A 24,454-nucleotide genomic window follows, 5' to 3' on the forward strand; every position below is an offset into this window, starting at 1 on the left:
CCGCCGCAGCCATTGCACTGAGGCTGGAATGTGGCAAGCGCCTTGCGCGCCGGCTTGGGCTTCGAACGGGCCATTTCCACATCAACCCCCACCACCACAGCATCCACATGGCCAAGATTTTTTGCGTTGCCAACCAGAAGGGTGGCGTTGGCAAGACCACCACCACCGTCAACCTCGCCGCCGGCTTGGCCAAGATCGGCCAGCGCGTGCTGATGGTGGACCTGGACCCCCAGGGCAATGCCACCATGGGTTCGGGCGTGGACAAGCGCAGCCTGGAGCTTTCGGTGTACGACGTGCTGCTCGAATCCGCCTCGGTCAAAGAGGCGGCGGTGCTGGCGGAAAAATGCGGTTACTGGGTGCTGGGCGCCAACCGCGAGCTGGCCGGCGCCGAGGTGGAGCTGGTGGCGCTGGAGCACCGCGAAAAGCGCCTCAAGGCCGCGCTGGCCGAGGTGGATGCCGACTACGACTTCGTGCTCATCGACTGCCCGCCGTCTCTGTCGATGCTCACCCTCAACGGCCTGTGCAGCGCGCATGGCGTGGTCGTGCCCATGCAGTGCGAATACTTCGCGCTCGAAGGCCTGACCGATCTGGTCAACACCATCAAGCAGGTGCACGCCAACCTCAACACCGATCTGCAGATCATCGGCCTGCTGCGCGTGATGTTCGACCCGCGCATCACGCTGCAGCAGCAGGTCAGCGAGCAGCTCAAGGGCCACTTTGGCGACAAGGTGTTCAACAGCGTGATCCCGCGCAACGTGCGCCTGGCCGAGGCGCCCAGCTACGGCCTGCCGGGCGTGGTGTTTGACCCGGCGGCCAAGGGCAGCCAGGCGTTTGTCGAATTTGCGCAAGAGATGGTCGAGCGTGCGCGGACCATGCCTGCTGCGACAACTTCCATAGCCAAAACGACGCCTAGAGCTTGATGGATAAGCGCTAGAAGCTATCAAATCAATAGTAATGAAGTCCTCCAACATCCTGCTGCTGCCCGGCTGGCAGAACTCCGGCCCCGACCATTGGCAAAGCCTGTGGGAGGCCTGCCACGGCTACCACCGCGTGGAGCAGCACGACTGGATGCGCCCGCTGCGTGGCGACTGGTCGGCGCGGCTCGAAGAAACCGTGGTCGATGCTGACGGCCCCGTGGTGCTGGTGGCGCACAGCCTGGGCTGCATTCTCACCGCCTGGTGGGCGGCGCATTCGCCCAACGCCCACCGCGTGCAGGGCGCGCTGCTGGTGGCCCCTGGCGATGTGGAGCGGCCCGACCTGGCCGCGCAAATCCACGGCTGGTCGCCCATCGCGCGCCAGGCGCTGCCGTTCCCCACCGTGCTGGTCGGCAGCCGCAACGACCCGTATTGCAGCTTTGAGCGCGCGCAAGGCCTGGCACAGGCCTGGGGCGCGCGCTTTGTCGATTGCGGCGAGCGGGGCCACCTCAACGCCGAATCCGGCCTGGGCGACTGGCCCGAGGGCCACCACCTGCTGCGCACCCTTTTGAAAGATTGACGAACATGGTCACCAAAAAACCCAAGGGCCTCGGCCGCGGACTCGAAGCCCTGCTGGGCCCCAAGGTTGCCGAAGTGGTTGAAAAGGCCCAGGCGGCCGATGCCGGCCTGCCCAGCAGCCTGCCCCTGAGCGCGCTGGTGCCCGGCGCCTACCAGCCGCGCACGCGCATGGACGAGGGTGCGTTGTACGAGCTGGCCGAAAGCATCAAGGCGCAGGGCATCATGCAGCCCATTTTGGTTCGGCGCCTGAGCGACGAACAAGCCCTGCTGCGCCGCCAGGAGCGGGCAGCGCAGGGGCCATCGCCGGCGCTGGGCGCCCTCAGCCCAGACGGGCCGTTGTACGAAATCATCGCGGGCGAGCGGCGTTTTCGGGCGTCGCGGCTGGCGGGCCTCGATGCCGTTCCGGTGCTGGTGCGCGACGTGCCCGACGAGTCGGCCGCCGCCATGGCGCTCATCGAGAACATCCAGCGCGAAGACCTCAACCCGCTCGAAGAAGCCCAGGGCCTGCAGCGCCTGGTGCGCGAGTTCGGCCTCACCCACGAGCAGGCCGCGCAGGCCGTGGGCCGCTCGCGCAGCGCCGCCAGCAACCTGCTGCGCCTCTTGAACCTGGCCGATCCCGTGCAGACCATGCTGATGGCCGGCGATATCGACATGGGCCACGCCCGCGCGCTGCTGGCGCTGGACCGCGCCGCGCAGATCACGGCGGGCAACCAGATTGCGGCGAAAAAACTCTCGGTGCGCGAGGCCGAGGCCCTGGTCAAAAAGATCGGCGCCGAGTTCAACCTGGTTGCCACGCGGCCCAAGCAGGAAAAATCGCGCGACCTCAAGCGGGTGGAAGAGGAGCTGTCCGACCTGCTCATGGCCGAGGTCGAGGTGCGCGTGAAAAAACGCGTGAAACGCAATGGCCGCATGGAAGACATGGGCGAGCTGTCCATCCAGTTCGGCTCGCTGGAGGCCCTGAACGGCCTCATCGACCGGCTGCGCGGCAACAACGCCTGACCGGCCCGGCGCAGGGCCCGTGCCTCCGATGGCTCGCCGGTTTTTCCCCTGGCCCTTGCCCGCACTGGCGGCCTGGGCGGCGGCGTGGCTGCTGTTTGGGGCCTTGCAGCGCGCGCACCTGCCTGCGGCATGGGCGCTGGTGCTGGCCTGCGGCCTGGGCACGGCGGCCAGCCTGCTGGGCGACACCTGGTGGCGGCGGGGGTTGATTGCGGCGGGGTTTCCGCTGTCGCTGGCCCTCACGGGGGCGGCGGGCCTGCCCGCCTGGGCCTGGCTGGTGCCGCTGACCCTGCTGCTGCTGGTTTATCCCCTGAATGCCTGGCGCGACGCCCCGCTGTTCCCCACCCCGCCCGACGCGCTCAATGACCTGCCCGACAGTGCCCCGCTGGCGCCTGGCGCGCGCGTGCTCGACGCGGGCTGCGGCCTGGGCGATGGCCTGATTGCGCTGCGCCAGGCCTACCCCCTGGCCCGACTGGAGGGGCTGGAGTGGAGCCGCCCGCTGCGCTGGCTGTGCGCCCGCCGCTGCCCCTGGGCGCGGGTAGCGCAGGGCGATATCTGGCGGGCCGACTGGAGCGGCTACCAGCTGGTTTACCTGTTCCAGCGCCCCGAGAGCATGGCCCGCGCCGCCGCCAAGGCCCAGGCCGAGATGGCACCCGGCGCATGGCTGGTGAGCCTGGAATTCGCCGTGCCCGGCGTGCTGCCCCATGCGCAAATGCACGCACCGGATGGCCGGCCGGTGTGGGTGTACCGCATGCCTGCGGCCCCCGCCGGGGCGGGGCAGCCGCTCAGCGCGGCCGGTACATCTTGAACAACTGCTCCGGCCCCACCGCGAAATAGTCCGCCAGTCCGCCGCCGCGCAGGATATGCCCGGCGCCCGCCGTGTCGTACACGCCGTCTTTCAGCAGCGCCCGGGCGATGTGCACGGCCACCACCTCGCCCAGCACCAGCCAGGTGGGCACCTTTTCGCCGTCGATGCCCTGCAGCTGCAGGATCTGCGTGCTGCGGCATTCAAAGGTGACCGGGCTTTCGGCCACGCGCGGCGGGCGTACTTTGTCGGAGGGCAGGGGCGTGAGCCCCGCCAGCGCGAACTCGCTCACCTCGGGCGGCACGGCGGCGCAGCTCTGGTTCATGGCTTCGGCCAGGTCGCGCGTGGCCAGGTTCCACACAAACTCGCCCGTGGCCTCGATGTTGCGCAGCGTGTCTTTGTAGCCGATGCTGGCAAAGCCCACGATGGGCGGCACGTAGTTGAAGGCGTTGAAGAAGCTGTAGGGCGCCAGGTTCAGCGCGCCGGTGGCATCTTGCGTGGAGATCCAGCCAATGGGGCGCGGGCCGACGATGGCATTGAACGGATCGTGCGGCAGGCCGTGGCCCAAGCGGGGGTCGTAGGTGTGGATTTCAGCGGTCATGGGCCAGAGGCGTTGGTTGGGGGCAGGGGGTGACGATACCCGGGCGCCGGAAACTCTGCAGCAGCGCCGGATGCGGAGAATGGTTTGCTATTAATTAGATAGCTGTTGGCGCTTTATTCATAAGCGCTAAAGGGCAAAAAGCACCGAATTGCCTGCGCAGCATGGCCGGGTGATGCCGGCCAGCTGCGCCATACGCATCAGCGCGCCGCCCCCAGAAATCGCCCTGGCGGCTGGCCCACTGATTTGCGCACCATGGCGCTGAAGGCGCTCGCGCTGTAGCCCAGCTCGGCGGCGATTTGCCCCATGGGCATGCGGCCGGCGGCCAGCGACACGGCCTTGGCCAATATCACCTGCTGGCGCCACTGCGTGAAGGTGCTCGAGAGCTCGGTGCGAAACAGGCGCGCCACGGTGCGCGGGCTGGCGCCGGTGTCTTGCGCCCACGCGCTCAAGGTGGCGTGGCGCGTGGGGTCGGCCAGCACCGCCTCGCACAGGTGGCGCAGGCGCTTGTCGTGGGGCAGGTCCACGCCCAGCTTCACGGCGGCGGCGCGGCGCAACTCGCCCAGCACCAGGGCGTTGAGGTGGCGTTCGCGCGTGCGTTCGTCGGCGCTGGGGGCGGGGCCATCGTCGGGCGTGGTGGGCAGTTCGCGCACCAGGGCGCGCAGCAGGTCGGACACCTCCAGCACGCGGCACTGGCGCCAGGCGGCCTCTTCGTGGCGCGGCACGTCCGGCCCGCAGCGGCCGCGCGGCTGGTGGAAATACAGCGTGCGCAGATCGGCGTCTTCCACCATGGTCACGGCATGTTCCACGCCGGGCGGAATCCACAGCGCGCGCGAGGGCGGAACGATGTAGGTGCCGCGGTCCACCGTGAGCCGGATCACGCCCGTGGTCGAGATGGCCACCTGCGCCCACGGGTGGCTGTGCGGCATCACCTGCGTGTCGGCCGCCAGCTGGCGCACCTTGGCGCGCACCGGGCGCTCGGCGCTGGGCACAAACAGGTGCGGCGTGAGCGAATCCACATACGACAGCGCCCGCCGGGGGCGCGATGGCGGTGCGGTGTCTGCGGGCGGGGCTGCTTTTGGCATGTTGGCGATAGAAGTTGGCAGGCTATCGTAAACCTGCCGTGGCCGGCTTGCCTAAGATCACAGCCATGACCCAAGCATCCCCTGGCGCACCCAGCGCCGTTCCCCTGCGGCAGGACGCCCGCACCATCGGCCTGATTGGCCTGGCGCATGGCAGTTCGCATTTTTTTCACATGCTGCTGCCGCCGCTGTTTCCGTGGCTGATTGGCGAGTTTGGCTACAGCTATTCCGAGCTGGGCCTGCTGGTGTCGGTGTTTTTTGTGATCTCGGGCGTGGGCCAGGCGCTGTCGGGCTTTCTGGTGGACCGCGTGGGCGCGCGCCCGGTGCTGTTTTTTGCGCTGTCGAGCTTTGCCGCCGCCGGCCTGGCGGCGGGCACGGCGCAGGGCTATGCGGGGCTGCTGCTGGCGGCGGCGCTGGCGGGGCTGGGCAATGCGCCGTTCCACCCGGTGGACTTCACCATCCTCAACAAGCGCGTGTCGCCGCAGCGCCTGGGCCATGGTTTTTCGGTGCACGGCATCAGCGGCAACCTGGGCTGGGCCACGGCGCCGGTGTTCATGGCCGGCATTGCCACGGCCACGGGCTCGTGGCGGGCGGCCTGCCTGTGCGGCGCGCTGCTGGCGCTGGTGGTGCTGGCCGTCATGGTGTGGCAGCGCGACGCGCTGGACGACCGCCAGGGCAGCTGGGCGCACCAGGCCCCCGGCGCCAAGGCCGTGGCCGACGAGCATCCGATGGCCTTCCTCAAGCTGCCCTCGGTGTGGCTGTGCTTTTCGTTCTTTTTCTGGAGCACCTGCGCGCTGAGCGCCATCCAGAGCTTTGCCAGCCCCGCGCTGCAGAGCATGTATGGCCTGCCGCTGAGCGTGACGGCCCTGGTGGTCACCGGCTACATGCTGTGCGGCGCGGCGGGCATGGTGGTGGGCGGCTTTCTGGTGGGCCGCGTGCAGCGGCTGGAGAAGGTGATCTCGGTGTGCCTGCTGGCCTCGGCCGCCCTGCTGGTGCTGGTGGGCACGGGCTGGCTGCCCGGCATGGCGGCGGTGGTGGTGGCGGCGCTGGCCGGCGTCGGCACCGGCCTGGCAAGCCCGTCGCGCGACATGCTCATCAAGCGCGCCGCCCCGCCGGGCGCCACCGGCCGCGTGTATGGCACGGTGTATTCGGGGCTGGACCTGGGCTTTTGCCTGGCCGCGCCGGTGTTTGGCGCCCTGCTCGACCGGGGCATGACCTCGGGCATCTTTTACGGCTCGGCCATCACGCTGGCGCTGAGCGTGGTGTCTGCCGCGCTGGTGGGCGTGGGCGTGGCGGCACGGCTGCGGCGCTCTGCCGCAGTGGCGGCCTGATGCGGTAGGGCCTTCAAACGTCTAAAGTCGTTGGGTCGCCTTGCCGTGCTGCACGTACGACAGCACTGTCTGCGGCGCCCCGCCTGGTTATCCGATTGAACGCAAACCGTACCGGCAGGGATTTGAATGAAAAGTGGCTCTGGCGCACGCCCATCAAGCGCAACAAGCTATTAAAATAATAGCAAATTTGTGTCAGATAGCCAGCCAGCGCCGGCTGGCAAAGCTCAGTGCATCCACCAGCGCCACCAGCGCCAGCATGGCGACCAGCACGCTGCTGGTTTCACCCATCTGGAACAGCCCCATGTGGAACGCCAGCATCTGCCCCAGCCCGCCGGCCCCCACCACGCCCAGCACGGCGGCGGCGCGGATGTTGTTTTCCCAGCGGTACAGCGTGTAACTCAGCAACTGCGGCAGCACCTGGGGCAGGGTGGCGTACAGGAACACGCGGCTGCTGGCCACCCCGCGCACGCGCAGGGCAAAGCCCGGGCCCGGCGGGGCGTTTTCGATGGCTTCGGCAAACAGGCGGCCCAGCACGCCCGAGGTGTGCAGCGCCAGCGCCAGTGTGCCGGCAAACGGCCCCAGCCCGGCCGCGATCAGCAGCAATGTGGCCCACACCAGTTCGGGAATGCTGCGCAGGGCGTTGAGCACGAGCCGCGTGGGGCCGCGCCAGCGTGCCGGGTCACCCTCAAACGTCTTGCTGGCGGGCAGGGCCAGCCCCAGGCCCAGCAGCACCGCCAGCAAGGTGCCCAGCGCCGACATGGCCAGCGTCTCCAGCGTGGCCCACAGCAGTTTTTGCAGAAACACCGGGCTGGTTTCGGGCTGAAGCAGCTCGGCCAGAAACCGGCCCATCTTGGCCAGCGCCGGGGCGGATACAAACTGCGCCCACTGCAGATCGAGTGACCAAAAACTCAGGCCCACCAGCGCCAGCGCCGCGGCGGCCACGCACCAGCAGGCCAGGCAGCGGTTGGCGAAGGGCCGGGGCGCTGGAGCGCGGTGCGTGTTCATGCCAGCCTTTGCCGCAACCAGGCGCTGATGCGGTCTGCCAGCCAGACCAGCGCCATGAACACCAGCAGCATGGTGGCCACCTCGGCGCCCTCGAACATCTTCATCGAGGCATCCATCTGCTGGCCCAGCCCGCCCGCGCCCACAAAGCCCAGCACGGCCGACGAGCGGATCGCGCATTCCCAGCGGTACACCGTGTAGCTGGTCAGCTCGGCGGCGTTTTGCGGCAGCAGTGCATACAAAAAGGCCTGCAGCCGGCCGCTGCCATTGCGCAGCAGGCTGGCGGCGGCATGGGGCTCGGCACTGTCCAGAATTTCGGCATACACCTTGCCCAGCATGCCGGCAAAGGTGAGCGCAATGGCCAGCACGCCAGCCGTGGGGCCCAGCCCCACCACGCGCACAAACACCAGGGCCCAGATCAGCTCGGGCACGCTGCGCAGCACCACCAGCAGCCAGCGCACCAACAGCCGCACCAGCGCCGGCAGCGGCGCCATGGGGCCGGTCAGCGCCGAGAGGGACAGCACCCGAACCGACAGCAGCGCCAGCGGCACGGCCAGCACCAGCGCCAGCGTGAGGCCTGCGGTGGCAATGGCCACGGTGCGCCAGGTCTCGCGCGCCACCAGGGCCAGAAACTCGGCGTCCCACCGGGGCGGCACGAAATCGGCCAGAAAGCGCAACGAGGGTTTCAGCGCATCCGGCGCCAGCAGCAGCCAGGGCTTGAACTCGGTGAGCACCAGCATCGGCCACAGCAGCACCAGCGCCACCACGGCCCCGGCCACGCGGCCGCGCCAGGCCGGGTCACGCCGTTCGGGCGGGCGGCTTGTGCCGTGGGGTGCAGGCAGATCAGACGACATGGCAGACGAAATGCACCATGCGCTAGCGGCACTGCATGGGCACGGGTGCCGCAGGCACGGGCGCATCCGGGGCGGGCGGCGCCGTTGCTGCCAGCTCGTCCAGGTGCTGCGCATACAGCTGGTGCAGGTGCGCGGGCGTCACCTGCGCTGCAGGCAGGTCAAAGGCCAGCGCGCCGTCGCGCAGCCCGATCACGCGCGGGAAATGCGCCAAGGCCATGTCCACATGGTGCAGCGTGGCGACCAGCGTGGCCCCGCGCTCATGGGCCGCCTGCGTGAGCGAGGCCAGCGCCTGCTGCGCGCGCGCCGGGTCGAGCGCGGACAGGGGCTCGTCCACCAGCAACAGGCTGGCCTGCGAGGCCAGCGCCCGGGCCAGGCCCACCCGCTGGCGCTCGCCGCCCGAGAGCCGGTCCACCCGGTCGAACAGCTTGTCGGCCACGTCAAAATGCGCCAGCGCAGCCTCGGCCAGCGCGATGCCGGTGGGATAGACCAGGCTGCGCACACTGGCCCACAGGCTCTCATGCGGCAGGCGCCCCGCCAGCACCGCCGTGACGACGCGCTGCCGGGGTGGCAGCGGCGGCACCTGGGGCGCGAGAAACAGGCGGCCGCGCAGGCGCTGCAATGCGCGGCGCGGCAATGCCCAGGGGTCGATCCCATCGAGCTGCAAGCTGCCCTGATCGGGCCGCTGTGCGCAGGCCAGCAGCTGCAGCAGCGTGGTCTTGCCCGCGCCCGAAGGGCCGATCACGGCCAGTTGCTCGCCCTGCGCCACCACCAGATCCAGGCCGCGCAGCGCTGCTGGTGCACCGGCGCGTGCGGCCGGGTGGCGCACGGTGGAGTTGTGCAGCACCAGTTTCATAGTCAAATCAGGCTGTAGCGCTTGATTGATAAGCGCTAGTAGCTATCAAAAGCAGAGCAATCACCTTCACTTGATCAGGCCCGCGCTGCGCGCTGCGGTTTCGATGCCCTTGTAGTTGCTGGCCTGGGTGGGAATGAAGCGCGTGGCGCGCTGCAGGTCCAGAATGTCCTTGCCTTCGGGGGTGTTGCGGTTCAGGTCCAGAAACGCCTTGGTGAGCTTTTCGCGCTGAGCCGCGGGCATGTCGCTGTGCACGGTCCAGTTGTAGTCAAAGTAGGCCGGGGTGGTGAAGATCACCTTCACCTTGCCGGTGTCCACCTTCTTGTCGGCCACGAACTTTTCCCACACCGAGATGTTGAGCGCCCCCGCGTCCACCTTGCCCGAGGCGACGGCGGCAATGGTGGCGTCGTGCGCGCCCGAGTAGGCCACGCGCCGGAAGTCCTTGTCGGCGTCGATCTGGGCCTGCAGCAGATAGCTGCGCGGCATCAGGTGGCCCGAGGTGCTGGACTGCGAGCCAAAGCTCACGGTCTTGCCCTTCAGGTCGGCCAGCGACTGGATGGCCGGGTCGCTGGTGATGAAGACCGAACGGAATTTTTCATCCTCTTCGCGCTGCACCAGCGGCACCACCTTGCCGCCCGAGCGGATGCTGGCCTGCACAAAGGTGAAGCCACCGTACCAGGCCATGTCCACCTGTTTGTTGGCCAGCGCCTCCACGGCGGCGGCGTAGTCGGACACCGGGGTGAACTCCACCTTGGTGCCCAGTTTCTGCTCCAGGTATTTCACCAGCGGCGCGGCCTTGCGCGCCAGCTCGGTGGGCGATTCGTCGGGAATCGCCGTGATCTTGAACACCGCCTGGGCCTGCGCCAGGCCGGCCAGGGCCATGGCGGCGCCGGCCAGCACTGCTTTGATGAAGGTGCGGGTCGAAGGAGAAGAACAGGTCATGGGGGTTTCCAGAATGTGGGGCCGATGGGCCGGTGATTGTCGCGGGTTTGGCCGCCGTGGCGCCACCCCACAGATGGCCCTCGATGTTCAGGCGCCTCGGGGGGCGAACATGATGACCCCCATGCCCGCAAGCGCCAGTGCCGCGCCGGCAATGTCCCATGGCGTGGGGCGAACTCCGTCCACCACCCACAGCCAGACAATGGCCACGAAGACATAGACGCCGCCATAGGCTGCATACACCCGCCCGGACGCCGTGGGGTGCAGCGACAAAAGCCAGGCGAAGGCCGCCAGGCTCAACGCGCCAGGCACGAGCAACCATGCGCTTTTGCCGTGGCTGAGCCAAAGGCCGGGCAGATAGCAGCCCACAATTTCTGCCAGCGCAGTCACAAGAAAGAGCAGAACGGTTTTTGTTTCTGGCATGGTTTTGACTGCGTTGGGCGCTGCAAACGGGGGCCAGCATGGCGCAAGGACCGCAGGGCCATCGTGCGCCTTGGTAATGCCTGATTTTAAGTGCCAAAAGTGACTGAAACGCTTGTGTATAAAGCGCTAATAGCTATCAAAAGATGAGTAACCGGCGGATGCTTTGGCTTGCGCTCACAGCGCAAAAATCTTGCCCGGATTCAGGATGTTCTTCGGGTCCAGCGCGCGTTTGATGGCGCGCATCATGTCCACCGCGCCGGCGCCGGTTTCGTCGAGCAGAAAGCCCATTTTGTGCAGGCCCACGCCGTGCTCGCCGGTGCAGGTGCCGCCCATGCTGAGCGCGCGCGCCACCAGCTGGTGGTTCAGGGCCTCGGCGGTGACGCGCTCTTGTGGGATGTTGGGGTCGAGCAGGTAGCCGAAGTGGAAGTTGCCGTCGCCCACATGGCCGACGAGAAAGTAGGGGATGCCGCTGGCCTCGGCTTCTGCCACCGAGTCGAGCAGGCAGTCGGCCAGGCGGCTGATGGGCACGCAGGTGTCGGTGCTGAGGGCCTTGCAGCCGGGCCGGCTTTGCAGGGCGGCAAACAGCGCGTTGTGCCGCGCGGTCCACAGGCGCGTGCGCTCTTCGGGCGTGCTGGCCCATTCAAAGGCATTGCCACCCCATTCCGCGGCGATCTCCTGCACGGTTTCGGCCTGTTCTTTCACGCTGGCGGGCGAGCCGTGGAACTCCATCAGCAGCATGGGCTCTTCGCGCAGGCTGAGCTTGCTGTGCGCGTTGACCATGCGCACGCTGTGGCGGTCGATAAGCTCCACGCGCGCAATCGGCACACCGAGCTGGATGGTCTGGATGGTGGTGCGCACGGCGGCCTCGATGCTCGGGAACGAGCAGATCGCGGCGCTGACGGCCTCGGGCAGCGGGTACAGGCGCACCGTCACTTCGGTGATCACGCCCAGCGTGCCTTCGCTGCCCACCATCAGGCGCGTGAGGTCGTAGCCGGCGGCGCTTTTCTTGGCGCGCGTGCCGGTGCGGATGACTTCGCCGCTGGCGGTGACCACTTCGAGCGCCAGCACGTTTTCGCGCATGGTGCCGTAGCGCACGGCGTTGGTGCCGCTGGCGCGCGTGGCGCACATGCCGCCAATGCTGGCGTCGGCGCCGGGGTCGATGGGGAAGAACAGGCCGGTGTCCTTGATGGCCTCGTTCAATGCTTTGCGCGTGATGCCAGGCTGCACCGTCACGGTAAGGTCGTCGGCGTTGACGCTGAGCACCCGGTTCATGCGGCCCAGGTCGATGCTGATGCCGCCCTGCACGGCCAGCAGGTGGCCTTCGAGCGACGAGCCCGCGCCGTAGGGAATCACCGGCACTTCGTACTGGCTGGCCAGCGCCACGGCGTCCTGCACGTCGCGCGTGCTTTCGGCAAACACCACGGCCGAGGGCGGTGGGGCCTGCAGCGAGCCTTCGTCGCGCCCATGCTGCTCGCGCACGGCCTGGGCCAGCGAGCACTGCGCGCCAAAGCGGCTTTGCAGCGCGTCAATCAGCGCTTGCGGCACGTCGCGCAGATGGATGGTGGGCAGCAGGTGCGAGGCGGCGGTGGGGGCGTTCATGGGCGATCTCCGGGTAACGCAAAAGAATACCACCGGGCACCCGTCCGGGCGCCGTGATGGGGCAGGAAGCCTCACCACGGCGCTACGCTTTCACGCTATCGAAGGGAGTGGCGGCGATCGCGCCGCCGGCGTTTCTCGGGCCGTTATCCGTTACCTGGCGCCCTTGTCGAACTCGGTGCGCGACAGGCTGCCGTCACGGTCGGTGTCGAGCTGCTCGAAGCGGTTGCCAATGGCCGGCAGCATGGCGGCTTCATCGGCGCTGAGTTTGCCGTCGCGATTGGCGTCGGCGCGGTCAAAGGCTGCGGCGGCGGCAGAGCCCGTGGCGGTGGGCGTGCCGGGGTTGAGGGAAGACGTGGCGGGTCCGTAGGAGGGCCCCCCTTGTGCCTTGGGCGCTGCGGCCGGTGCGGTCTGGGCCTGCAGGGCAGCGGCGCCGCCCAGCGTGAGTGCTGTGAACAGCATGACGCTGCGGGCTTCAAAGGCAAAGGTGCGGCGTTGAATGGCTTTCATGGGATGTAGAACTCCGTCAAAGTTGAACAGGGTTTCATTGCACCGCAGCACGCCGGGCGTGGCCAGCAGTTTTGCCTGCTGTTGCCCCAGCCAACATTTGCCAGCCTGGTGTAAGAGCGTAAACAGGCTCTCATGGACAATGCGCGCTGGAGAACAAGGAGCACCTATGGGCAACCGACTTACACAGATCGCCACGCGCACCGGCGACGACGGCTCGACGGGCCTGGGCGACAACACGCGCGTGTCCAAAGACAGCCCACGTCCGCATGCCATGGGGGATGTGGACGAACTCAACTCGCACCTGGGCCTGCTGCTGTGCGAGCCGATGCCGCAGGATGTGCGCGAGCTGCTGATCGATGTGCAGCACCAGCTGTTCAACCTCGGGGGCGAGCTGTCGATTCCGGGCTTCGAGCTGCTCAAGGACGAGGCCGTGCTGCAGCTCGATGAGGCGCTGGCGCACTACAACGCCGCGTTGCCGCGCCTGCAGGAATTCATCCTGCCTGCCGGCACGCGCGCCGCCGCCCAGGCCCATGTGTGCCGCACCGTGGCACGCCGCGCCGAGCGCGCCGTGGTGGCGCTGGGCAAGCAGGAGGCCGTGCGCGAAACCCCGCGCCACTACCTCAACCGGCTGTCCGATTTGCTGTTCGTGCTGTCGCGCGTGCTCAACCGCATGGATGGTGGCGACGACGTGTACTGGAAGAGCGAGCGCCTCGCGCGCGCTGCCACTGAATAGGGTTAACGCGGCAGCGCGCCAGTCAGTCCGCCGCTCAGCGTGGCGCCAGGATGGCCATGGTGATGCGGGACACGCAGGTCAGCTCACCCGCGTCGTTGACCATGTCGATCTGCCACACCTGCGTGGTGCGGCCAATGTGCACGGCACGCGCTGTGCCGGTGACCCAGCCGCTGCTGGCTGCGCGGATATGGTTGGCATTGATGTCCAGCCCCACGCCGCGGTGGCCTTCGGGGCAGGCATAAAAGGCGCCAATCGACCCCAGCGTTTCCGCCAGCACCACGCTCACGCCGCCGTGCAGGATGCCAAAGGGCTGGCGCGTGCGCTCGTCCACCGGCACGCGGCCGCACAGGTAATCGTCGCCCACCGCGGTGATTTCGATGCCCGGGTGCGTGGCGGCGGTGTTGGCGTTGGTCTCGTTGAGCAGAGACAGCGAAATGGGTTTTTTCCAGATGGACATGGGGCTCCTTGATGCGGGGGTGGCGCGGGTGTGATTCCGTAGAGCGAGCGTAAACAAGTTCCAGGGGTCTGGCGCCGCCTGCCGCCCCAGGGTCAGGCCGGGTGCATGCTACCGGTTTGGACGAAGCGTTCATGCCACGACAGTGCCTCGCTGAGGATGTGCGGCGTGTGCTGCGGCCCCTGGGCGCGTGCGCGGTCGAAGTAGTCCTGCAGCTGCGCGCGGAAATCGGGGTGCGCGCAGCGGTCGATGATGACCTTTGCGCGCTGGCGCGGCGACAGGCCGCGCAGGTCGGCCAGGCCTTGTTCGGTGACGATGATCTGTGTGTCGTGCTCGGTGTGGTCCACATGCGAGACCATGGGCACGATGCAGCTGATGGCACCGTCCTTGGCCACCGAGGGCGTCACAAAGAACGACAGGTAGCCGTTGCGCGCAAAGTCGCCCGAGCCGCCAATGCCGTTCATCATGCCCGTGCCCATCAGGTGGGTGGAGTTGATGTTGCCGTAGATGTCTGCCTCGATCATCGAGTTCATGGCGATGATGCCCAGGCGGCGCACCAGCTCGGGGTGGTTGCTGATTTCTTGCGGGCGCAGGATGATGCGCTCGCGGTAAAAATCGATGTTCTTCTCGAAGTCCTCATAGGCGCCTTTGGACAGCGAGATCGCGGTGGCCGATGCCTTGCTCATCTTGCCGGCGCGCAGCAGGTCTAGCATGCCGTCCTGCAGCACCTCGGTAAAGCCCAGCAGGTTCTCGAACGGCCCATGCAGCAGGCCGGCCAGCACGGCGTTGGCCACGTTGCCCACGCCCGACTGGATGGGCAGCATTTCCTTCGGTAAGCGGCCCATCTTCATCTCGTGCGCGAGAAAGTCGATGATGTAGCTGGCAATCTTGTTGGAGCTCTCGTCCGGCGTGGCAAACACGTTGTCGCGGTCGCCCTTGTGGGTTTCCACCACGGCAATCACCTTGGCCGGGTCCACGCGCAGGTAGGGCTGGCCGATGCGGTCGTCCGCATGGGTCATGTTGATGGGCACGCGGCGCGGCGGAATGGCCGTGCCGTAGTAGATGTCGTGCATGCCTTCCATCTTGGCCGAGGGCTTGGTGTTGACTTCGAGGATCACCTGGTCGGCAATCTCCAGCCAGGTCTTGTTGTTGCCCACGGCCGCTGCGGGGATCAGCAGGCCGTCGGCCGTCACGCCCAGCACCTCGATCACCGCAATGTGCAGTGGGCCGAGAAAGCCAAACCATGCATGCTGGGCAACATGTGACAGGTGCATGTCGATGAAGTCGATCTCACCCGCGTTGATGGCCTTGCGCGCGATGGGGTCGGTGTTGAAAGGCAGGCGCTGGCCGATGGCCTGAGACTCGGCCAGGGCTCCGTCGAGCTCGGGGGCGGTCGAGGCGCCCGTCCAGACGTTGATCTTGTAGGGCTTTCCGGCCGCGTGCTCGGCCTTGGCACGGGTCGCAATGGCCTGGGGCACTGCCTTGGGGTAGCCGGCGCCGGTGAAGCCGCTCATGCCGACGTTGGCACCCGTGGGAATCAGCGCCGCCGCCTCTTCGGCCGACATGACACGTTGAAGAAAGGCAGGGTGGCGTACCCGATCGGCCAGGGACATGGGGGAAACTCCGCAACGGTGAATGGGCGCCGGCGCGCACGGCGCGCCAGGTAAACCCGCTGATTTTAGCCGGGCCGTCTCGGATTATCAGGGTTTACCCGTGGTGCCGGCCTTGTGCCATCAGCCCTTGCGGTTGAGCAGCGCGTACAGCAGGATGGCGCCAAACGTGGCGGTGCCGATGCCGCCCAGCGCGAACTGGCCGAACTTCAGCGTGAAGTCGCCCGTGCCCAGGATGAGCGTGATCGCGGCCACGATCAGGTTCTTGTTCTGCGAAAAATCGACCTTGTTGTCCACCCAGATCTTGGCGCCGGCCACGGCAATCAGGCCGAACACCACGATGGAGACGCCGCCCATCACTGGTAACGGAATGGCCTGGATCACGGCACCGAACTTGGGGCTGAAACCCAGCACGATGGCGATCAGCGCCGCCACCAGGAACACGGCGGTGGAATAGATCTTGGTGGCCGCCATCACGCCGATGTTCTCGGCATAGGTGGTCACCCCGGTGCCGCCGGCGCTGCCGCTGACCATGGTGGCAATGCCGTCGCCAATGAAGGCGCGGCCCATGTACTGGTCCAGGTTCTTGCCGGTCATGGCCGTGACGGCCTTGATGTGGCCCAGGTTCTCGGCCACCAGAATGATGACCACCGGAGCGATCAGCAGCATGGCCGGCGCGCTGAACACCGGCGCCGAAAAGCCGGGCATGCCCACCCAGGGCGCGGCCAGCACGGCTGAGAGGTCGAGCGGCTTGCCCAGGCCCATGCCGTTGGTCAGCACGGCATAGATCACGCTGGCCACGATCAGGCCCACCAGAATTAAAAGGCGCTGCACCATGCCGCGCGTGAGCACGGCCACCAGGCCCACGCTGACGAAGGTGACCACCTGCATCCAGCTGTCAAAGTTGCTGGCCGCCATGTTCTTGATGGGGATGCCCGCCAGGTTCAGGCCGATCACCGCCACCACCGAGCCGGTGACCACGGGAGGCATGAAGCGCTCGATCCAGCCCGTGCCCACCACCTGCACGATGAAGCCCACCAGCGTGTACAACGCGCCGCAGGCGATGATGCCGCCCAGCGCCAGCCCGATGTTGGCGTTGGGCCCCTTGCCGGCATAGGACGTGGCCGCAATCACCACGCCGATGAAGGCAAAGCTCGAACCCAGGTAGCTGGGCACCTTGCCGCCGGTGATGAGAAAGAAGATCAGCGTGCCGATGCCGCTCATCAAAATGGCCAGATTGGGGTCGAACCCCATCAGGATGGGCGCCAGCACCGTGGCGCCAAACATCGCAATCACGTGCTGCACGCCCATCACGGCCGTTTGCGGCCAAGGCAGGCGTTCGTCGGGCGCGATCACGCCGCCCTGCTGCAGCGCGTCGGCGCTTTTCTCCCTCCAGGTCATGAAGCCCATGGATATTTCTCCGTTGTGAATTGAGGTCGTGCATGGTAGGGGATTTGCGCGCCTGGCCGGCGTTGCCGGCGCGGCAGTTGGGCTGTCACGCCAGCGACTGGGCACGCGGTAAAACCCCGTGGCGCCAAGCGAGCAGGGCGTTCTACGCTTGCCGGCATGACTATTCCCTACGTTCCCCAGATTCGCCTCTACCAAAACTGGCTGCGCGAGCAGCGCGGCCTGCAATTTGCCGACTATGACGCCCTGTGGCGCTGGTCCGTGACCGACCTCGATGCCTTCTGGCAAAGCATGTGGGACTATTTCGACCTGCAGTCGCCCACGCCGCACAGCGCCGTGCTGGCCAAAAACACCATGCCCGGTGCGCAGTGGTTTCCTGGCGCACAGGTCAACTACGCGCGGCAGGTGCTGCGCCATGCCGATGCGGCCGACGCGGCCGGCCTGCCGGCCATCGTCAGCGGCAACGAAAAGCACCAGCACCGCGAGTTGAGCTGGCCCGAACTGCGCCGCCAGGTGGCATCGCTGGCGCTGCACCTCAAGGCCCAGGGCGTGCAGCCCGGCGACCGTGTGGCCGCCTATTTGCCCAACGTGCCCGAGGCCGTGGTGGCCTTTCTGGCCACCGTCAGCATTGGCGGCGTGTGGAGCATCTGCGCCCCCGACATGGGCACGCATGCCGTGCTCGACCGCTTCCGCCAGATCGAGCCCAAGGTGCTGATCGCCGTGGACGGCGTGACCTACGGCGGCCGCGACCACGACCGCCTGGCCGTGCTGGCCGAGCTGCGCGCGGCCCTGCCCAGCGTGCAGCACACGCTGCTGCTGGGTAATCTGGATGCTACTGTTTCAGTAGCTGATTGCGCTTGCTGGACAAGCGCTACAGCCCAAAATGATGCAGAAACCGCGGCTTTCGAACCGCTGTGGCTGCCGTTCGACCACCCGCTCTGGGTGGTCTATTCGAGTGGCACCACGGGGCTGCCCAAGCCCATCGTGCACGGCCACGGCGGCATGGTGCTGGTGCAGATGCAACTGGGCGCGCTGCACAACGACATTGGCTGCAGCTACGCGCCCAACAGCCTGGGCGAGCGCTACCACTGGTACAGCTCCACCGGCTGGGTGATGTGGAACGCCCAGGTCGGCGGGCTACTGGCGGGCTCCACCTGCGTGATCTTCGACGGCAACCCCGGCGGCAGCAAGGAACACCCCGACTGGGGCGTGCTCTGGCGCTTTGCCTGTGAGACCGGTGTGACCTACTTCGGCGCCGGCGCGGCCTTTTATGCCAACTGCATGAAGGCCGGGCTGGTGCTGACAGATTGCGGCGACCTCTCGCGCATCCGTGCGCTGGGCACCACCGGCTCGCCGCTCTCGCCCGAAGTCCAGGCCTGGGGCACGGCGCAGTTCAGGTTGATTCGTGGCGTGGCAGGCAACACGCCCGCCACCGCCGGGCTGTCCGCGCCGGCGCAGGCAGGCGCAGAGCCGCACCCCGACATTTGGTGGAACAACATCTCCGGGGGCACCGATTTTTGCGGCGCCTTCCTCGGCGGCCACCGCGAGCTGCCGCAGGTGCCCGGTGAGATGCAATGCCGCATGCTGGGCGCCGCCGTGGAATCGTGGGACGCCGAGGGCCAGCCGGTGATGAACGCGGTGGGCGAGCTGGTGTGCACGCAGCCGATCCCGTCGATGCCGCTCTACCTGTGGGGCGACCAGGACGGCAGCCGCTACCTGTCGAGCTACTTCGACATGTACCCCGCAGGCCACGGTCGCCAGCCCGGCGGTGGCGACGGCCCCGCGAGCATGGGCGCGGTGTGGCGGCATGGCGACTGGCTCAAGATCGGCGCCAACGGCGGCTGCGTGATCTACGGCCGCTCTGATGCCACCATCAACCGCCACGGCCTGCGCATGGGCACGAGCGAGATCTACAGCGCGGTGGAGGCGCTGCCCGAAGTGATCGACAGCCTGGTGGTGGACCTGGAATACCTGGGCCGCGAGAGCTACATGCCGCTGTTCGTGGTGCTGCGCCCCGGCCACGCGCTCCATGATGCCCTGCGCGAGCGCATCAACGCGGCCATCCGCACCGCACTGAGCCCGCGTTTTGTGCCCGACGACATCTTTGCCGTGGCCGAGGTGCCGCGCACCCTGAGCGGCAAAAAGCAGGAGCTGCCCATCAAGAAACTGCTGCTGGGCCAGCCTATCGAGAAGGTGGTGAACAAGGACGCGATGGCCAACCCTCAGTGCCTCGATTGGTATGTGGCGTTCGCGGCGGAGCGCAAGGGCCGGGCGGTGTGATCCCAAGAGGCGGCCATGTCTTATACACAAGGGGCCCCGGGAGGGGCACACTGTGAGGTGCTACGCCCCAAGCGCGCCGCCATAATGCGCGACCCCGCAGGAGAGATTTGCCCATGACCACCCCTTCCCACCCCAAGCGCTTTTCGATGATTCGCGAGTTCCACCTCGCCGACTGGTTCACGCTGGGTAACGCAATCTGCGGCGTGGGGGCCTTGTTTTCGGTGATGTCGTACCTGGAGACCAGCGATGTGGTGCACATCTACTTTGCCTGCGCCCTGGTGCTGGCCGCGCTGATCTTTGACGTGTTCGATGGCCGCATCGCGCGCTGGCGTCAGAAAAGCTCGGCCATGGGCCGCGAGCTCGACTCGCTGGCCGACGTGATTTCGTTCGGCGTGGCCCCGGCCATCATTGCCTATGGCTGCGGCATGCAGGGGCTTTACGACCGCATCGTGCTGGCCTACTTTGTGGCCTGTGGTGTGTCGCGCCTGGCGCGCTACAACGTCACGGCCGAGTCGCTGGCGGGCGACGACGGCAAGGTCAAATACTTCGAAGGCACGCCCATCCCCACCTCTATCGTGCTGGTGGGGCTGCTGGCGCTGGCGGGCTACCTGGGCGCGGTGCGCGAACACCTGTGGTTCGGCAAGCTGCTGATCGGCGGCTTCACGCTGCACCCGCTGGTGCTGCTGTTTGCGCTGTCGGGCTCGCTGATGATCAGCCGGATTCGCATTCCGAAGCTCTGAGGCCAGATTCAAAGCCACCTGCGGCACATTGGGCTTGCTATGGCTGGTGGCAGCGTGCGTATGTGGCGGCTATCAAAAAATAAGCGCTAGGTGCTGATGCAGAAAGCGCTGCAGTTGATTTTGAATGTGCCAATCGCTAGGCAAAGTAGCGCTGTTCCAACGCGGTCATGCGGCTGGTGCCACCGAGCATGCGAGAGATGTCGACCGCAGGCAGTGCCTTGGCGAAGTGCCAGCCCTGGTAGCTTTCGCATCCGTTGCTGTGCAGGAACGCCAATTGCGCGGCGTCTTCCACGCCTTCCGCCACGACGGGCAGGCCCAGGGTGTGGGCCATAGCGATCACGGCGCGCACCAGCACGGCATCGTGGTCTTTGTGCAGGACCTGGCGGATGAACTCGCGGTCGATCTTCAGGCGCGACACCGGCAGCAGGCGCAGGTAAGACAGCGATGAGTAGCCGGTGCCAAAATCGTCCAGCGCAATGCTGAAGCCCAAAGCGCAAAGCCTGGTGAATACCTGGTGCGCCGTATCGGGGTCGGCCATGGCTTCGGTCTCGGTGATCTCCAGTTCGATCAACTCGGCGCGCGTGCCGTATTGGGCGAGCAATTGCTGCAGCCGCGTCGGCAACTGCGTCTGGCGAAATTGCTGCGCCGACAGGTTGATCGAAACGCGCACCGGTGTTCCGTTGTCTGCCCATTCGGCCGCCTGGCGGCAAGCGGTCTCCAGCACCCAGTCGCCCAGCGGGTGAATCAGGCCGGTGGACACGGCGACCGGAATGAAGCGATCCGGCGGCACGTTCCCCAGCTCGGCATCGTGCCAGCGCAGCAGCGCCTCTACGCCCACAATGCTTCCCGTGCTCACATCCACCTGGGGCTGGTAGTGCAGTTCGAGGGCCTGTGTTTCGACGGCGCGTTTGAGCCGCTCGTGCATCTGGCTGCGTTGGCTCAGTGCTTCGCTCATTTCGTGCCGGTACACGGCGTGCGTGCCTCGCCCTTGGGCCTTGGCCGCATACATGGCCATGTCGGCAAAGCGCATCAGCGTGCCCGAGTCGTGCGCATCGTCAGGGAACGCGGCAATGCCGATGCTGGCACTCAGGCTGACTTCACCCATCTTGAGCTGGCAGCGCGCCGACAGGCTGCGCTGCAGCTTCTGTGCGACCTGGAGCGCATGGTCCATCGATGGCACATCGGGCAGCAGCACTGTGAACTCGTCACCACCCAGCCGGGCAATCACATCGCCCGTGCGCAAACTACTGCGCAGCCTGCGCGCCACCTCGATCAGCACCTGGTCGCCCGCCGCATGACCGTGGGAATCGTTGACGTCCTTGAATTCGTCGAGGTCGAGCAGCAAGAGTGCCATCATCCGACCACTGCGCCGTGCGCGCTGGATGGCCTGTTCGAAATGCTGCATGAACATCCACCGGTTCGACAGTCCCGTGAGCCCGTCGTGCGTGGCCTGGTAGTGCATGTCTTCCTGCAGGCGTTTCATCTCGGTCATGTCGCGCATGTACACCACCGCCGCCGAGCGGTCGTCCATGGTGCAGTGCCCCAGGGAGATGTCGACGGGCACCGACTGGCCGTCCTTGCGCAGCAGTTGCAGCTGGCTGACCATGCCCATGGGCCGCGAAACCGGGTGCAAAAAAAAGCTCTTGACCAGATGGTTGTGCTTGCTGCGCATGTGCTGGGGCAGGAACACGCTGATCGATTGGCCTGTCAGCTCCTCGGGGCTGTAGCCGGTCAGCAGCTCGGTGGCCGGGTTGACCTTGAGAATGGTGCCGGTGTCATCCACGATGAGGATGCCATCCGGCGCGGCGTCCAGCGCAGCCATGGCAAGGGCTTCTTCGTTGGATGTCTGTTCCATCTCACGCCCCTTGCCGGAACACCGACGCGGCCTCGTCAAGGCGCTGCGCCTGCTCGCCCAGCACCTGGTTCAGTTCGGTGTTGTGCTGCACCTGCACCGCATTGAGCTGGGTCATCTGTTCCAGTTGCGCAAGCGCCTGGTTGATCTGGGCCACGCCATGTGCCTGCTCCTGGCTGGCCAGGCGAATGTCTTCCATCATGGTGGCCACGCGCTCAACGACCTGAACGGCTTCGGTCAGCGTTTTGCCGGCCGAGGCCACGGTGCGGTTGCCCGCATCCACCTGCGCGGTCGATGCGTCGATGAGGTGCTTGATCTCCTTGGCGGCGTTCGCGCTCTTGATCGACAGTGCGCGCACTTCCGAGGCCACTACCGCAAAGCCCTTGCCGTGCTCGCCCGCGCGGGCCGCCTCGACCGCAGCGTTGAGCGCGAGGATGTTGGTCTGGAACGCAATGGAGTCGATCACGCTGGTGATGTCGGCCACCTTCTGGCTTGATGCCGAGACGCCGCGCATGTTCTCCTGGGCCTGCGCCACCATGGCTGCGCTTTGCGACGCCACCCGCACCGCCTGCGCAGCCATCTGCGCGGCCTGTGCGGCGGTCTCGCTGTTGCTGCCGATGGTGGTGGCCAGCTGTTCGTTGGCGGCGGCGGTTTCTTCGACACTGGCGGCGGCCTCGTGGGTGCGCTGGGCCAGTTTTTCATTGCCTTGCTGCAGGTCGTATGCACTGCTGCGCACACGCTCCACCTTGCCCTGGATGTCACCCACCAGCGAGACCAAGTTGAGCGATGCCTGCTCGATGCCGCGCATCAATATGCCGATCTCGTCGCAGCGGTTCAGGAACAAGGGCGCGGCGCGCTGGCCGCTGGCCACCGCCTGCGCTTGCACCATGAGCTGTTGCAGCGGCCCGTGCACCGCTGTGCGCAGCCACCAGCCGCTGAGCAGCATGGCCAGCGTCCAGCTGGCCAGCGCAGGCCATTGCGATGTCTGCGGGCCACCCGCCGACCCCATGCCGGCAGCGCCCGCCAGCCACAAGGCCACCAGCCCCAGGCGCATGCGCGTGGCCAGCGACACGAAGCGCCAGCGCGAATACCAGCCCATCAGGCTCTTGCGCACCACCTGCCCGCGCAGCAGGCCGAGCTTTTGGCTGCCTGTGCGGATTTCGCGGTAGACCTCTTCGTGCGCGGCCACGCTGTTGCTTTCGGGCCGGATGCGCACCGACAGGTAGCCTGTCACTTCACCCTGTTGGCGGATGGGTGCGGCGTTGGCGCGCACCCAGTAGTGGTCGCCATCCTTGCGGCGGTTTTTGACCAATGCCGTCCAGGTGCGACCGCTCTGGATGGTGCACCACATGTCATCGAACGCTGCGGGCGGCATGTCGGGGTGCCGCACCAGGTTGTGGGCCTTGCCATACAACTCGTCGCGCTCAAAGCCGCTGCAGGCGATGAAGGCATCGTTGGCATAGGTGATGCGCCCCTTGAGATCGGTGGCAGACAGCAAAGTCTCGTGCTCGCCTACCGGGTATTCGCGCTGCGTGACGGGGCCGTTGTTTTTCATGGGGGAGAGCTGGGGTGAACGTTCGGGGCGATTGGAAAAACCACCGGCCTTCAACCCGGTGCAGTGGAAAATTTATTCTGGGAAGTTTCCATGTCGAGCGATAGCGGGCATTCACCTGGTTTGCCCGGAACCCGCATCTGATGTGATCAATGTCACTGCGCAACGTCTGTGCTGTGCGGAAAAAGCGACATGAGCCAGGCTGGCGCGCAAGGCGCCCGCGTGGCGGAATGTGCCCGGTGGCTTATTGCAGCGGTGGGGAACCCGGAGTCTTGGTGCGCAGCAGCAGTTTGGGCACATTGAGCTCGCAGTAATAGCGGCCGCAGCGGCCCAGGTCTCCATCCCGCTCAAGCCGGGCAAAGGCCCGGGTGATCGACTCGCGTGTGGTGCCCAGCAGTTCGGCCAGGGTGGTCTGGGTCGGCAGGCGCACACGCAGGCTGCCCTGCAGCTCGCTCAGATGCAGCAGGGCCCCCATCAGTTGGCGCGCCACGCCGTCGCCACGGGTCAGTTGGTACCAGTTGCAATGGCTCTCGATCGCATGCGCCATTGCATCGGACATGTGGCCCAGAAAAGCCGGGTCGTCCAGCAGCCCACTGCGCTGCAATGCAGCGGCAGACAGCTCGCAATAGCGACCTTCGAGGATGCCGATTTGCGTGACCGGATTCGCCCTGCCCAGAAGCCCAAAGCTGCTTATCACCGTGCCGCGCCCGAACATGCCGATCGCCTGGCTTTCGCCGTAGCGTGACTCCCGGCGCAGCATGGTGGCGCCCGATTTGATGATGCGGATGGCGGTGGAGGTCGATCCTTGTGTTTCCAGCACATCGCCCGCGCGAAAGCTGTGTTCCCTGATCGGAAGTTCGGCCAGTTGATCGCACCGGATGCGGGCCACCGGGCACGACTGCTGCGTTGAGCAGTGCCGACAGTGACGGGGCGCCAGCGCGGCGGCAACTTTCGCATCTGTGGAGAGGGCGGTCATGGTTGGCCCAGACGGATGGGGCTGGGTATCGGCAAGTGGGCGGTGGGCGTGTACATGGGTCCGGCAAAGCGCAAGCCGTCGTGCATTGGATGGGGCGAATGATTCGTTTGTCTACAAATAACGCGAACTCTCGTCAGCACCTTCGGCGAAACCTCAGGAATCGTGGCTGCAAATGGTGTTCGACGGAGGTTTGTAACACGATGGTAACTGTTTGACACACAAGAGCGCCTGGGCGCCGATGCACGGGTGGATGCGATGGCTGCACTCTGCTTTCGGAAAGGCCTGGAACGCGGTTGGGGGGCATAGGCCCCTCACAGGCAACGCACTACAGTGGCAGCCGTCACGCCCGCTTATTACCCAACCGATGCACC

General features: G+C 66.7%; 23 protein-coding genes and 1 pseudogene. 8 read left to right on the top strand and 16 right to left on the bottom strand.

Going from position 1 to position 24,454, the window contains the following annotated elements; translation table 11 throughout:
• The first annotated feature begins 107 nt into the window (after nucleotides 1-107).
• The 4 genes from CCX87_RS00160 to CCX87_RS00175 are packed head-to-tail and all read left to right on the top strand — an operon-like array spanning nucleotide 108 to nucleotide 3,297.
• Nucleotides 108-920: a ParA family protein gene (locus CCX87_RS00160; protein WP_087742904.1), complete on the top strand. Its 813-nt coding sequence runs from the start codon at nucleotides 108-110 to the stop codon at nucleotides 918-920.
• A 34-nt stretch (nucleotides 921-954) separates the two neighbouring features.
• Entirely contained in the window at nucleotides 955-1,494 is a 540-nt protein-coding gene (locus tag CCX87_RS00165) for an RBBP9/YdeN family alpha/beta hydrolase (RefSeq protein WP_087742905.1), read from the top strand.
• Between the two features lie 5 nt (nucleotides 1,495-1,499).
• Nucleotides 1,500-2,492 (top strand): ParB/RepB/Spo0J family partition protein, encoded by a 993-nt coding sequence (locus tag CCX87_RS00170; protein ID WP_087742906.1) that lies wholly within the window; start codon nucleotides 1,500-1,502, stop codon nucleotides 2,490-2,492.
• A 28-nt stretch (nucleotides 2,493-2,520) separates the two neighbouring features.
• Nucleotides 2,521-3,297, top strand: coding sequence for a class I SAM-dependent methyltransferase (locus tag CCX87_RS00175; RefSeq protein ID WP_087742907.1), 777 nt, complete (start codon nucleotides 2,521-2,523; stop codon nucleotides 3,295-3,297).
• Here CCX87_RS00175 and CCX87_RS00180 read toward each other — a convergent pair.
• Both CCX87_RS00180 and CCX87_RS00185 read right to left on the bottom strand, forming a co-directional pair.
• On the bottom strand, nucleotides 3,275-3,895 hold the full coding sequence (locus CCX87_RS00180) for a flavin reductase family protein (RefSeq protein ID WP_087742908.1): 621 nt from the start codon (nucleotides 3,893-3,895) through the stop codon (nucleotides 3,275-3,277). The genes CCX87_RS00175 and CCX87_RS00180 overlap by 23 nt on opposite strands.
• Nucleotides 3,896-4,092: 197 nt before the next feature.
• Nucleotides 4,093-4,977, bottom strand: a complete 885-nt coding sequence (locus CCX87_RS00185) for an AraC family transcriptional regulator (protein WP_087742909.1) — start codon at nucleotides 4,975-4,977, stop codon at nucleotides 4,093-4,095.
• A gap of 65 nt (nucleotides 4,978-5,042) precedes the next feature.
• On the opposite strand from CCX87_RS00185, the gene CCX87_RS00190 reads away from it, so the two are divergent.
• The gene (locus CCX87_RS00190) at nucleotides 5,043-6,305 is read left to right on the top strand and encodes an MFS transporter (RefSeq protein WP_087742910.1); all 1,263 of its coding nucleotides are present in this window, start codon (nucleotides 5,043-5,045) and stop codon (nucleotides 6,303-6,305) included.
• Between the two features lie 192 nt (nucleotides 6,306-6,497).
• On the opposite strand, the gene phnE is transcribed toward CCX87_RS00190, so the two are convergent.
• The 7 genes from phnE to CCX87_RS00225 all read right to left on the bottom strand — a co-directional run bounded on the left by phnE (nucleotide 6,498) and on the right by CCX87_RS00225 (nucleotide 12,479).
• Nucleotides 6,498-7,310, bottom strand: a complete 813-nt coding sequence (phnE, locus tag CCX87_RS00195) for a phosphonate ABC transporter, permease protein PhnE (RefSeq protein WP_087742911.1) — start codon at nucleotides 7,308-7,310, stop codon at nucleotides 6,498-6,500.
• Nucleotides 7,307-8,161 carry a PhnE/PtxC family ABC transporter permease gene (locus CCX87_RS00200; RefSeq protein ID WP_087742912.1) on the bottom strand — a complete coding sequence of 285 codons (855 nt, stop codon included), beginning with the start codon at nucleotides 8,159-8,161 and terminating at the stop codon, nucleotides 7,307-7,309. Before CCX87_RS00200 ends, phnE begins: the two co-directional genes overlap by 4 nt.
• A 22-nt stretch (nucleotides 8,162-8,183) precedes the next feature.
• Nucleotides 8,184-9,014, bottom strand: a complete 831-nt coding sequence (locus tag CCX87_RS00205; RefSeq protein ID WP_087742913.1) for a phosphonate ABC transporter ATP-binding protein — start codon at nucleotides 9,012-9,014, stop codon at nucleotides 8,184-8,186.
• 66 nt (nucleotides 9,015-9,080) lie between these two features.
• Nucleotides 9,081-9,953: a putative selenate ABC transporter substrate-binding protein gene (locus tag CCX87_RS00210; protein ID WP_087742914.1), complete on the bottom strand. Its 873-nt coding sequence runs from the start codon at nucleotides 9,951-9,953 to the stop codon at nucleotides 9,081-9,083.
• Nucleotides 9,954-10,040: 87 nt separating this feature from the next.
• On the bottom strand, nucleotides 10,041-10,373 hold the full coding sequence (locus tag CCX87_RS00215) for a YnfA family protein (protein ID WP_087742915.1): 333 nt from the start codon (nucleotides 10,371-10,373) through the stop codon (nucleotides 10,041-10,043).
• Between the two features lie 174 nt (nucleotides 10,374-10,547).
• Nucleotides 10,548-11,972, bottom strand: a complete 1,425-nt coding sequence (locus CCX87_RS00220; RefSeq protein WP_087742916.1) for an FAD-binding oxidoreductase — start codon at nucleotides 11,970-11,972, stop codon at nucleotides 10,548-10,550.
• Nucleotides 11,973-12,122: 150 nt separating this feature from the next.
• Nucleotides 12,123-12,479 carry a calcium-binding protein gene (locus CCX87_RS00225; protein ID WP_087742917.1) on the bottom strand — a complete coding sequence of 119 codons (357 nt, stop codon included), beginning with the start codon at nucleotides 12,477-12,479 and terminating at the stop codon, nucleotides 12,123-12,125.
• A gap of 166 nt (nucleotides 12,480-12,645) precedes the next feature.
• On the opposite strand from CCX87_RS00225, the gene CCX87_RS00230 reads away from it, so the two are divergent.
• Nucleotides 12,646-13,212: a cob(I)yrinic acid a,c-diamide adenosyltransferase gene (locus CCX87_RS00230; protein WP_086910900.1), complete on the top strand. Its 567-nt coding sequence runs from the start codon at nucleotides 12,646-12,648 to the stop codon at nucleotides 13,210-13,212.
• A gap of 34 nt (nucleotides 13,213-13,246) precedes the next feature.
• Here the strand turns inward: CCX87_RS00230 and CCX87_RS00235 are convergent, their stop codons facing one another.
• The 3 genes from CCX87_RS00235 to CCX87_RS00245 form a co-directional block, all read right to left on the bottom strand.
• Nucleotides 13,247-13,669 carry a hotdog fold thioesterase gene (locus CCX87_RS00235; RefSeq protein WP_087742918.1) on the bottom strand — a complete coding sequence of 141 codons (423 nt, stop codon included), beginning with the start codon at nucleotides 13,667-13,669 and terminating at the stop codon, nucleotides 13,247-13,249.
• 92 nt (nucleotides 13,670-13,761) lie between these two features.
• Nucleotides 13,762-15,279: an acetyl-CoA hydrolase/transferase family protein gene (locus CCX87_RS00240; RefSeq protein ID WP_087742919.1), complete on the bottom strand. Its 1,518-nt coding sequence runs from the start codon at nucleotides 15,277-15,279 to the stop codon at nucleotides 13,762-13,764.
• A gap of 120 nt (nucleotides 15,280-15,399) precedes the next feature.
• Nucleotides 15,400-16,686, bottom strand: a complete 1,287-nt coding sequence (locus CCX87_RS00245) for a solute carrier family 23 protein (RefSeq protein ID WP_087742920.1) — start codon at nucleotides 16,684-16,686, stop codon at nucleotides 15,400-15,402.
• Between the two features lie 156 nt (nucleotides 16,687-16,842).
• On the opposite strand from CCX87_RS00245, the gene CCX87_RS00250 reads away from it, so the two are divergent.
• Nucleotides 16,843-18,963 (top strand): acetoacetate--CoA ligase, encoded by a 2,121-nt coding sequence (locus CCX87_RS00250; protein WP_087742921.1) that lies wholly within the window; start codon nucleotides 16,843-16,845, stop codon nucleotides 18,961-18,963.
• A gap of 113 nt (nucleotides 18,964-19,076) precedes the next feature.
• Entirely contained in the window at nucleotides 19,077-19,703 is a 627-nt protein-coding gene (gene pssA, locus CCX87_RS00255; RefSeq protein ID WP_087742922.1) for a CDP-diacylglycerol--serine O-phosphatidyltransferase, read from the top strand.
• A gap of 136 nt (nucleotides 19,704-19,839) precedes the next feature.
• Here the strand turns inward: pssA and CCX87_RS00260 are convergent, their stop codons facing one another.
• The 4 genes and pseudogenes from CCX87_RS00260 to CCX87_RS00270 form a co-directional block, all read right to left on the bottom strand.
• The gene (locus CCX87_RS00260; RefSeq protein WP_087742923.1) at nucleotides 19,840-21,558 is read right to left on the bottom strand and encodes a putative bifunctional diguanylate cyclase/phosphodiesterase; all 1,719 of its coding nucleotides are present in this window, start codon (nucleotides 21,556-21,558) and stop codon (nucleotides 19,840-19,842) included.
• A gap of 1 nt (nucleotide 21,559) precedes the next feature.
• Complete coding sequence (locus CCX87_RS21595; RefSeq protein ID WP_442857487.1) at nucleotides 21,560-22,363, bottom strand: methyl-accepting chemotaxis protein; 804 nt, start codon at nucleotides 22,361-22,363, stop codon at nucleotides 21,560-21,562.
• Nucleotides 22,343-23,110 (bottom strand): annotated as a pseudogene (locus CCX87_RS21600) (PAS domain S-box protein); the annotation flags it as partial. The gene CCX87_RS21595 and the pseudogene CCX87_RS21600, both read right to left, overlap by 21 nt.
• A 241-nt stretch (nucleotides 23,111-23,351) precedes the next feature.
• Nucleotides 23,352-24,083, bottom strand: coding sequence for a Crp/Fnr family transcriptional regulator (locus CCX87_RS00270; RefSeq protein ID WP_087742925.1), 732 nt, complete (start codon nucleotides 24,081-24,083; stop codon nucleotides 23,352-23,354).
• Between the last annotated feature and the right edge of the window lie 371 nt (nucleotides 24,084-24,454).

Origin of the sequence: Acidovorax sp. T1 (assembly GCF_002176815.1) — a bacterium.
Classification (GTDB): Bacteria; Pseudomonadota; Gammaproteobacteria; order Burkholderiales; family Burkholderiaceae_C; genus Acidovorax.